The following is a 9,881-nucleotide window of genomic DNA, read 5'->3' as shown; positions in this document are numbered from 1 at the left end:
GTTACCGCCCGCCTCATTCCCGGCGTTACCGCCCTGGCCGCCATGACCACCGCCGCCGGGCTCTTCGGCGGCGGTGGTCATGGCGGCCAGGGCGGTAACGCCGGGAATGAGGCGGGCGGTAACGGCCGAGGCGGTGTGGGCGGCAACGGCGGCAACGGCGGCAACACCAACGGCCCCTTCAGCGGCACGACCGGCACCAATGGTGGTGACGGCGGTGGTGGCGGCGCGGGCGGCACCGGGGGGCTCGTGTACGGCAACGGCGGTGACGGCGGCAGCGGTGGGGCCGGCGGGAACAACACCGGGACCGCGGCCGGTGCGACGCGGGTCGGCGGCAACGGCGGCGCGGGTGGTGCCGGTGGGAACGCGCAGAACATCGGTAACGGCGGCACCGGCGGCGGCGGCGGAAACCTCGGCACCGGCCCCAGCGGGAACGGCACCCCCGGGACCGGCGCCGCAGGCGGCACCGGCGGGGCGCTGTTCGGCGCGGCCGGCCCCAACGGCGCCAACGGAACCTAAGCCTCCACGTACTCCACCGCGCCGTCGTCGAGCACGACGCGCGGCCCAGACCCCTCGGCGCCCGACGCCTCGGTGCGGAACACCGCCTTGCCCGGCTCGGTCCGCCAGATCAGCGTCGTCAGCGTCTCGCCCGGAAACACCGGCGAGCTGAACCGTGCGTCGATCGCGGTGACGTTGGCCGCGGTGCCCTTGCCGAGTTCCGCGACGAGCGCGCGTCCCGCTACCCCGTAGCTGCACAGCCCGTGCAGGATCGGCTTGGGGAACCCGGCCATCTCGCGGGCGAACCAGGGGTCGCTGTGCAGGGGATTGCGGTCACCGGAGAGCCGGTAGATCAGCGCCTGGTCCTCGCGGGTGGGCAACGGGATCCGCGCGTCGGGCTCGCGGTCGGGGAATTCCGGCGCGACCGGCCGCTGCCCCGGCTGACCCCCGAAGCCGCCCTCGCCGCGGATCACCAGTGTGGTGAGCGTTTCCGCAATGAGCGCACCGGAATCCGGGTCGGTGCCGCGGCCGCGCAACATCAGGATCGCGTTCTTGCCCTCGCCCTTGTCCTGGATGTCGGCGACCTCGGTGACCACCGAGAGCTTGCCCGCGGCGGGCAGCGGCGCGTGCAGACGCACACCCTGCGATCCGTGTAAAAGCATGGCCCAGTTGAAGCTTCCAACCTTGCCGGCCGCACCGAACGCCGGACAGCAGATCACTGCGTATGTCGGCAGCACCTGCTGGGTGATGCCGTGGCTGTTCTCGGTGGTGAACGACAGGTCGTCGAGACCGGCCCCGACCCCGAGCGCGTAGAGCAGCGTGTCCCGGTCCTTCCATTCGAACAACATCGGCTCCGTCACCGCGCCGACGGCACTCGGGTCAATGGCCATGCGGGTCTCCTTTTCCGGCTTTATCTGAATGCAACCATCGCAAACCCTTCCCACCGGTGCTGTCGGCAGGGCAGGCTATTCGCATGCGCAAGGGGAGCAGGGGTCGGACGACCCCGAAAATATTTGCTTTGCTCGTCGCGGTGGCGGTGGTCGGGGCGTGTGGCGGGTCGCCTCAGGTTCGCAGCATCACGCTGACCTTCATCCGGCACGCGGAGTCGGAGGCGAACGCCAACGAAATAATCGACACCACAGTGCCGGGCCCGGGCCTCAGCCCCCAGGGTCAGTCGCAGGCGCAGCAGCTGGCGCACGCCCCGAACCACGATTTCGACGCCGTCTACGCCTCCACCATGACGCGCGCCCAGCAGACCGCCGCCCCGCTGGCCTCGGAGCTGGGCAAGCAGGTGGAGATCCTGCAGGGCATCCAGGAGATCAACGCGGGCTGGTACAACGGCAAGCCGACCTCGATGTCCCCCGCGACCTATCTTCTGGCGCCGGCGGATTGGCTCAAGGGCGACATGGGCAACAGCATCCCCGGATCCGTGTCGGGCAAGGAGTTCAACGACCGCTTCACCGCCGCGGTGAACAAGGTCTACAACAGCAATCACAGCAAGCCGGTGGTGTTCTCGCACAAGTACGCGATCGAGTACTGGGTGCTACTGAACGCGAGGAACGCCAAGGACTCGCTGGCGACCAGCCACCCGCTGCCCAACACGGGCCGCGTGGTGCTCACGGGAAACCCGATGACCGGCTGGACGCTGGAGGACTGGGACGGGATCCGCAACTTCAGCGGTTGACGGGGTCGATCGCGACCGCAACGATGGCGGAATGCGCTATGTCGTTACCGGCGGTACCGGGTTCCTGGGCCGCCGCGTCGTCTCCGCCCTACTGCACACCGACCCCGGCGCCGAGGCGTGGGTACTGGTCCGTCGCCGGTCCCTCGGTCGCTTCGAGCGCCTCGCCGTCGGATGGGGCGAACGGGCGAAACCCCTCGTCGGTGAGCTGCCGGACCTCCCGCCGGCCGACGCCGAGCTGACCGGCGCCGACCATGTCGTGCACTGCGCCGCGGTCGACACGGCGGGCACCCGCGCGGCGATCGCCCTCGCGCTCCGCCTGGGCGCGACCTTCCACCACGTCTCGTCCGTCGCCGTCGCGGGTGACTTCGCCGGTGAGTACACCGAGGACGACTTCGACGTGGGCCAGCGGCTGCCGACCGCCTACCACCGGACGGCGTTCGAGGCGGAGCAGCTGGTGCGTGCGACGCCGGGGCTGCGTTACCGCATCTACCGGCCCGGCGTGATGGTGGGTGATTCGCGGACCGGTGAGATGGACCGGATTGAGGGCCCGTACCACTTCTTCGGCGTGCTCGCGAAGCTTGCGGTCCTGCCGTCGCTGACGCCGATCCTGTTGCCCGACACCGGCCGCGCCAACATCGTCCCGGTCGACTACGTCGCCGACGCGCTGGTCGCCCTGCTGCACACCGAGGGCCCGAACGGGCGGACCTTCCACCTCACGGCGCCGAAATCGGTTGGGCTGCGCGGCATCTACCGCGGCGTCGCGAAGGCGGCCGGGCTGCCGCCGCTGCGCGGGTCGCTGCCCGGCTCGGTGGCCGTCCCCGTGCTGAAGGCTCGCGGGCGAGCCAGGGTGCTGCGCAACATGGCGGCCACCCAGCTCGGGATCCCCGGCGAGATCTTCGACGTGGCGGAGCTCAAGGCGACGTTCGTCGCCGACCAGACGCGAGAGGCGTTGCGCGGCAAGGGCATCGACGTGCCCGAGTTCGCCGCGTACGCGCCCGTGCTGTGGCGGTACTGGGCCGAGCACCTCGACCCCGACCGCGCCCGCCGCGGAAATCCACGGGACCCGCTGCGGGGCCGGCACGTCATCATCACCGGCGCGTCCAGCGGCATCGGCCGCGCCGCGGCGATCGCCGTCGCCGAGCGCGGCGCCACGGTGTTCGCGCTCGCCCGCAGCGCCGACGCGCTGGACGAGCTCGTCGCCGAGATCCGCGCCGCCGGCGGCGACGCGCACGCGTTCACCTGCGACGTCACCGACTCGACGTCGGTGGAGCACACCGTCAAGGACATCCTGGGCCGCTTCGACCACGTCGACTACCTGGTGAACAACGCCGGCAGGTCGATCCGGCGTTCGGTGGTCAATTCCACCGACCGGCTGCACGACTACGAGCGGGTGATGGCGGTCAACTACTTCGGCGCGGTGCGGATGGTGCTGGCGCTGCTGCCCCACTGGCGCGAACGCCGGTTCGGCCACGTCGTCAACGTCTCGAGCGCCGGGGTGCAGGCCCGCAACCCCAAGTACAGCTCCTATCTGCCCACCAAGGCGGCGCTGGACGCGTTCGCCGACGTGGTGGCCTCCGAGACGCTGTCCGACCACATCACCTTCACCAACATCCACATGCCGCTGGTCGCGACCCCGATGATCGCGCCGTCGCACCGGCTCAATCCGGTGCCGGCGATCAGCGCCGAGCGGGCGGCGGCCATGGTGGTGCGCGGCCTCGTCGAGAAGCCGGCGCGCATCGACACCCCGCTGGGCACGCTCGCCGAGGCGGGCAACTACTTCGCCCCCAAGACGTCGCGCCGGATCCTGCATCAGCTGTACCTGGGCTATCCCGATTCGGCCGCCGCCCGTGGGCTACCCGGAGAGCCGGCAGCGCCCGCGGAATCCCGGGCGCCCGCCCCCCCCCCCCCCCCCCGGCGCCCGGCGCGCGCCGTCCGCACACCCCGGCCGGTCAAACGACTGGCCCGCATGGTGCCCGGCGTGCATTGGTGAGCCCGCGGGTTTCACCCGTATCCGATTGCGGTATCCCGGCGCGATGATCGTTTGCGTCAACCGGGCCGACGCCGATCCGGTGGCCGCGGCGACCGCCCAGCTCGCCACCGAGGGCGCGGCGGTCTTGTCGTCGTTCGACCTGTCCCGCAGCCTCGGCGTGGGCCGCGAGGAGTGGACCCGGTTCGCCCGGCACTGGGAAGGATTGGCGCCCGACCCCTACGCGGCGGAGCTGGGCGTCACCCGGCTGCGCCGGTACGGCCAGTACGCCGTCCGCGACGGCACCATGCGCCCCGTGCCGGCCGGCAACCGCGCCCAGCCGGAGGATTCCAATCCCCTCTACATCGGGCGCGACCGCGACTTCGAGCCGCTGACCGAGACCTTCGCCGCCGACCCGCTCCTACACTCGCTCGTGGAACTGCTGGGCCGGGCGGCCGAGGCTTTGGAAACGCCGGAGGGCGAATGGAACGTCAAGATCCATCCCTTCCGGACCCGCTCCTCCGGTGGGCAGGACGGGCAACCGACGCCCGAGGGCTTGCACCGGGACGGCGTCACGCTGGTCACCTCGTTGCTGATCGGGCGGCGCAACGCCATCGGAGGCGAAAGCCTGGTTTGCGACGCAGAGCACCGCACGCTGCTCACGACCACCCTCGCCGAGCCGGGCACGCTGCTCCTGGGCGACGACCGGCGCACCCTGCACCGGGTCTCCCCCATCCGGCCGATCGACCACTCCGGACCCGCGCAGCGTGACGTGCTGGTGATCACTTGCGCCTCCCGCTGGCCGTGACGCCCGTCTTCGTCGACGTCGACACCGGCATCGACGACGCGCTGGCGCTGGTCTACCTGCTGGCCAGCCCGGACGCCGACGTCGTGGGGATCGCCTCGACCGGGGGGAACATCCCCGTCGACCAGGTCTGCGCGAACAACCTCGGCCTGCTCGAATTGTGCCGCGCGCCACGCATTCCGGTGTCGAAGGGCGCCGACGAGCCGCTGTGCGGCCACTGGCCGCATCGCTCCCGCTTCCACGGCGACGCGGGCCTGGGGTACGCCGAGCTGCCGCAGAGCGACCGCCCGCTCACCGACCACGACGCCACGGCGGCGTGGGTTGCCGCCGCGCGCGCCCGGCCCGGCACCCTGGTGGGTCTGGTGACCGGGCCGCTGACCAATCTCGCGCTGGCGCTGCGCGCCGAGCCCGAGCTGCCGGAGATGCTGCGGCGGCTGGTGATCATGGGCGGCGCGTACACCGACGACGCCAACCCGGCCGCCGAGTGGAACATCCGGGTCGATCCCGAGGCGGCGAGCGAGGTGTTCGCCGGTTGGGCCGGGAGGCAACGGCTTCCGATCGTCTGCGGGCTGGACCTGACCCGGCGCGTCGCGATGTCACCGGAGATGCTGGCCCGCCTGGGGCAGGCCGCGGGCCCGTCCCCCGTGATGCGGGTGCTGGACGACGCGATGCGGTTCTATTTCGAGTCTCACGAGGACCGCGGATATGGGTATATCGCGTATATGCACGATCCGCTGGCGGCCGCCGTCGCGCTCGATCCGGACCTCGTCGCGACCAGGGCGGCGTGGGTTGACGTCGCGCTGTCGGACACCCCGGCCCGCGGGGCGACGGTGGCCGATTGGTCGGGAACCCGAAAGCCCAACGCGCTCATCGGCCTCGACGTGGACGCGACCGCGTTCTTCGACCGGTTCACCGAGCGGGTCGGGGCCTTTGGGAACGGGGTGAAGGGGATGGGCGCATGAAGGTTCGCGGGTTGGAGGTCCTGCGCGCGGGATGGGGCGCCGTGCTGCTGGCGGCGCCCGCCGAGGTGCTCGACCACATTCACGGCGTGGAAGTCGACCGTAAGGCGCTGGTGGTGACGCGCATCCTCGGGGCGCGTCACCTCGTCCAGGCATCTTTCTCGGGCATCAATCCCGGCCCCGACGTGCTGGCCGCCGGCGTGTGGGTGGACTCCGTGCACGCCATGACCGCGTTCGCCCTGGCCGCCGCCGACCGGCGCCGCGCGCGAGGGGGCATCACGGACGGCGCCGTGGCCGCGCTGTGGGCGGGGCTGGCCGTGCGCCATTTGCGCACCGGAAATGTGCGGACCGGCGCGGTGCGTGGTCGCGATCGGTTGGCCCGCGCGGTGATGAACGTCGTGCCCGGCGGTCGCCGCGTGCTGGCTCTCGCGGCTTAGCGCGGGGGGTCCTCAGGCGCTGCGTTGGGCGTCGTCAGGCGCGTTGGAATCGGCGGGGGCACCGGTCTGTGTGGCGTCCGACGACGCCCACTGCGGCGCCCCGGCCAATCCTGCGGGCATGGGTTCATGCACCAAGTCGTGCCGGAGGTTGTCCAGCCTCTGGCAGTAGAGGCCCGTGGGATTCGTGTCTGTTGTGCCGTCCCGGGGGATCCAGGTTCCCGAGGGATGCTGGACGATCGTTCTCCCACAATGGCGGCAGGTGGCCATGTACACCGTTGTTGCGCCCCCCGTCGCGTCAAACCAGCGCGCTCTCCCCCTGGCGATGCCGTTATGTCAACAAGGGACGGACAAACCGGACGAAAGGGAGAAAGTTTATTTTCGATACCGATGGTACCCGTCGCGGGAGGGGTGAAACTGGGCCGGTCACTCGTAGCTTCCCTCGAGGTACCAGCGCCGTTGGCGGTAGCAAAGCAGTAACGCCCGCTCGCCCTCCAGCAGGACCTGGGCGCGGGCCGTGCGGCCCCCCGGTCCGGCAGCCCCCGGGTCCGGATCCCACCACCGCTCGTCGACCGACCACGGACCGGCCCACCAGCGCAGCGCCTGGTCTTTGCCGGCGGCGCCGGCGCCCGCCAGGCGCGCCGGCTCGGCGGAGAACATCCCCCGGGCGGTCACCCGCACCGGATTTCCTTGGGCGTCAAGCAGTTCCACCGGGTCGTCGAGCAGCACGGCCGGCGCCGGGTCGGGCAGTTGGCCTGGCCACGGCAATCCCGGATCGGCGCGCGGCACCTGCTCGTCGCCCAGCGGGGTGAACGTGATGCGTTCGGCCGGCCCGCGACCGCCGGACAGCACCGGCACCTGGACCGCCTCTGGGCCGAGCAGGCCCTGCACCCGCACCAGCGCCCGGCGGGCCCGCAGCCTGTCCTCCTCGCCGAGCCCGCCCCACAACGGCAACTGCAGCGCCTCGGCGGCCACCACCTCCACGGCCCGCAGCCGCAGAAGCGTCACCGCCGCGGTGGGACGGGCCTCCCGCGTCCGGTTGCTCAGCCACCCGTCCAGTTGCCAGCGCACCCGGTCGGCGGTGGCGTCCTCGGTCAACGGCTCGGCGCACCGCCACACCCGCTGCAGCTCTTCACCGTTGGCCGTGACGGCGTGAATGGCCAGCCGGGTGCAGCCCACCCCGGCGGCCATCAGCTTCTCGTGCAGCGCGCCGGCCAGCGAGCGCCCGGCGAACGCCGCGGCATCGACGCGGTCGATCGGCGGGTCGCAGTCCAGCAGGGCATCGAGTTCGGGCGGCGGTTCCCGTCCGGACGGCCCCCGCTCGGGTTCGCCGCGGGCCAACCGGTGCGCGATCACCCCGTCGGCGCCGAACCGGGAGGCCACGTCGGTGGCCGACAGCGCGGCGAACTGCCCGATCGTGCGAATACCCATGCGCCACAACAGGTCCGTTAATTCCTCCCGACCCGGACCGGACAGGCTGGGCTCGGTGGCGAGCTGCCGGATCGACAGCACCGACAGAAACGCCGCGTCACCCCCCGCCTGGACGATGCGGCCCGCCCGCGCGGCGAAGACCGCGGTGGACAACTGGTCGGCGATGCCCACCTGGCACTCGGCGCCCGCTGCGGCCACCGCGTCGATCAGCCGCTCGGCGGCCTTTTCCTCCGACCCGAAATAGCGGGCCGCCCCGCGGACCGGCAACACCAGGAGGCCGGGCCGCAACACCTCGGCGCGGGGCACCAGGTCGTCCACCGCCGCGATGACGCCCTCGAAGAAGCGGGCGTCACGGTCGGCGTCGGCGGTCGCGACGTGCAGTTGCGGGCAGCGCGCCGCCGCCTCCCGGCGCCGCAACCCGCGCCGCACGCCCGCCGCGCGGGCCGCCGACGAGCAGGCGATCACCCGGTTGGCCAGCGTGACCGCGACCGGCGCCGTCACGGGCTGGCCGGCGGCCGCCGCGGCGGCGACCGCCGGCCAGTCCATGCACCAGATCGCCAGCACCCGCGATGGCGTGGGACTCATCCGTGTTCACCCCGCCCGCACCCGGCCGACGGTCCGGCCCGCGCACAGCCCGCTGACCTCGAGGCGCACCCGGCTGATCCGACCGAACCCCGGCTCGGCCGCGGAGGGCCTGCCCCGGGGGCCCGCCGAGATCTCGTAGCCGCAGACCCGGGCCTCGAGCCGCGTCGGCGCGCCCTGCCAGTCGCCGTCGGTGACCAGCAGGGTGCAGCCCTTGGCCCGGGCGCGCGCCACCACGGCCCGCGCCCGGGTCTGCGGCACCTTCCGGCCGCCCAGGCCGAGGACCACCAGGTCCATGCCGTCGACGAGCACGGCGGCCACCTCCACGGGATCGGTGCCCGGATCCGGTATCACCGCGACCCGGCTCAGGTCCGCCCCCAGCTCCGCGGCGGCCAGCAGACCGATGTCCGGCTGGCCCACGATGGCCGCGTTGCCGCCGGCCGCCGTCACCGCGGCGACCACGCTCAGCAGCAGCGACCGCGCCCCCGTCAACACCGCCACCGTCCCCTGCGGCAGCGGCACCGGCAACGCCTCGGCGAGCCAGCGCGGGAGCGCCAGCTGCGACTCCGATTCCGGTAGGAGGTCGTCCGCGCGGGCGGCGCTGTGAGCCGTGCGCCCGGAGATCGCGGCCATCCGGCGGCGCAGCGATTCCAGCTGCTCAGCGCGGTGATCGGAGGCCAAAGCCGCAGTCATATCCGCCTCCCGCACCGCTCTTTTTCGAAAGTATGTTCGATACAGTGGCGAGTAAACACCCACCCTCCGACAAGCGTCAAGCAACGTGAGAGGCTGCTTTATGCGGTCGGTGCTGGTGTGGCTGATGGTGCTTTTTTGTTGCACTTTTCCGGCGCCGGCCCAGGCCGAACCCTGTCAGCGGGCGGAGCTGTTCGCCACCGACACCGATCCCCTGTTCGAGGCGCAGGCCACCGCGACGATCACGCTCAGCGGCGCGGCGGTGACCGGATCGACCCCGCTCGACGGGGTCTACTGGTCGGACGCGCTGCAACGCCCCACCCGTGAGCGCTCGATCGAATTTCACCTGTGCGGCGGTTCGTCGCATGCCGCCGCCGAGGCACTGCGCCGCCAGTTCAACCAGGAGGCGGTGCTGACATTCGACTACCTCCCGCAGCATGCGCCGGGCGAGGACGCGATCATCGCCGCGGTGCCCGGTGTCGACATCGCGCGCTTCGGCGACGCGCTGGCGGCCGATCCGGTCGCCCGCCGGCGCATCCGCGGCGGGTCCGTCACCACGATCGACCACACCCTGATCGTGGTCGCCGGGGACGACGACCTCGACCTCGCCCGCCGGCTCGTCGGCGAGGCCGGCGGGAACTGGGAGGCGGCCACAACCGCTTACGGCGCGCGCGAATTCGTCGAAACGTAAGTCACTGCGTTGCCCGACGGGGTGGATTCACGGTTTGGTTGCAACAGTGGTTTCTGGTGGGGTTGACAGTAGTCGGTTGAGGATTTGGGCGGGGCTGTCCCAGTCGAAGCGTTTGCGGGGGCGGTTGTTGAGTTCGACGGCGAC

10 protein-coding genes are annotated in these 9,881 nt (G+C 72.0%); 7 read left to right on the top strand and 3 right to left on the bottom strand.

Translation table 11 applies throughout. The features are described 5' to 3' along the window. The coding region (locus tag GPY60_RS27625) for a hypothetical protein (protein ID WP_304610756.1) at window positions 1–516 on the top strand (516 nt) is incomplete at its 5' end. Here the strand turns inward: GPY60_RS27625 and GPY60_RS25665 are convergent. Beyond that, window positions 513–1,385 (bottom strand): MaoC family dehydratase, encoded by an 873-nt coding sequence (locus tag GPY60_RS25665; protein WP_156690507.1) that lies wholly within the window; start codon window positions 1,383–1,385, stop codon window positions 513–515. The two genes, GPY60_RS27625 and GPY60_RS25665, sit on opposite strands and share 4 nt — an antisense overlap. A gap of 83 nt (window positions 1,386–1,468) precedes the next feature. Between GPY60_RS25665 and GPY60_RS25660 the strand changes: the two genes are divergently transcribed. The 5 genes from GPY60_RS25660 to GPY60_RS25640 are packed head-to-tail and all read left to right on the top strand — an operon-like array spanning window position 1,469 to window position 6,346. After that, window positions 1,469–2,179 (top strand): histidine phosphatase family protein, encoded by a 711-nt coding sequence (locus GPY60_RS25660; protein ID WP_156690506.1) that lies wholly within the window; start codon window positions 1,469–1,471, stop codon window positions 2,177–2,179. Window positions 2,180–2,210: 31 nt separating this feature from the next. Next, on the top strand, window positions 2,211–4,169 hold the full coding sequence (locus GPY60_RS25655; protein WP_156690505.1) for an SDR family oxidoreductase: 1,959 nt from the start codon (window positions 2,211–2,213) through the stop codon (window positions 4,167–4,169). Between the two features lie 43 nt (window positions 4,170–4,212). Beyond that, a complete protein-coding gene (locus tag GPY60_RS25650) occupies window positions 4,213–4,953 on the top strand; it encodes a 2OG-Fe dioxygenase family protein (RefSeq protein WP_156690504.1) in 741 nt (246 codons plus the stop codon). Beyond that, a complete protein-coding gene (locus GPY60_RS25645; protein WP_156690510.1) occupies window positions 4,950–5,912 on the top strand; it encodes a nucleoside hydrolase in 963 nt (320 codons plus the stop codon). The genes GPY60_RS25650 and GPY60_RS25645 overlap by 4 nt, the downstream gene beginning before the upstream one ends. Next, window positions 5,909–6,346 carry a hypothetical protein gene (locus tag GPY60_RS25640; RefSeq protein ID WP_156690503.1) on the top strand — a complete coding sequence of 146 codons (438 nt, stop codon included), beginning with the start codon at window positions 5,909–5,911 and terminating at the stop codon, window positions 6,344–6,346. Before GPY60_RS25645 ends, GPY60_RS25640 begins: the two co-directional genes overlap by 4 nt. A gap of 423 nt (window positions 6,347–6,769) precedes the next feature. Here GPY60_RS25640 and GPY60_RS25635 read toward each other — a convergent pair whose 3' ends face one another. Together GPY60_RS25635 and GPY60_RS25630 are read right to left on the bottom strand one after the other, a co-directional pair. After that, on the bottom strand, window positions 6,770–8,359 hold the full coding sequence (locus GPY60_RS25635; protein ID WP_197283839.1) for a DNA polymerase Y family protein: 1,590 nt from the start codon (window positions 8,357–8,359) through the stop codon (window positions 6,770–6,772). A 6-nt stretch (window positions 8,360–8,365) separates the two neighbouring features. Then, window positions 8,366–9,049 carry a hypothetical protein gene (locus GPY60_RS25630; RefSeq protein WP_156690502.1) on the bottom strand — a complete coding sequence of 228 codons (684 nt, stop codon included), beginning with the start codon at window positions 9,047–9,049 and terminating at the stop codon, window positions 8,366–8,368. Between the two features lie 100 nt (window positions 9,050–9,149). Between GPY60_RS25630 and GPY60_RS25625 the strand changes: the two genes are divergently transcribed. After that, window positions 9,150–9,737, top strand: a complete 588-nt coding sequence (locus GPY60_RS25625) for a hypothetical protein (RefSeq protein WP_231639834.1) — start codon at window positions 9,150–9,152, stop codon at window positions 9,735–9,737. Window positions 9,738–9,881 lie beyond the last annotated feature (144 nt).

The organism is Mycobacterium sp. Marseille-P9652 (assembly GCF_902652685.1).
In the GTDB taxonomy this organism is placed as follows: Bacteria; Actinomycetota; Actinomycetes; order Mycobacteriales; family Mycobacteriaceae; genus Mycobacterium.
The sequence above is the reverse complement of the archived record's forward strand: the minus strand, read 5'-3'. Positions and strand labels throughout refer to the sequence as shown.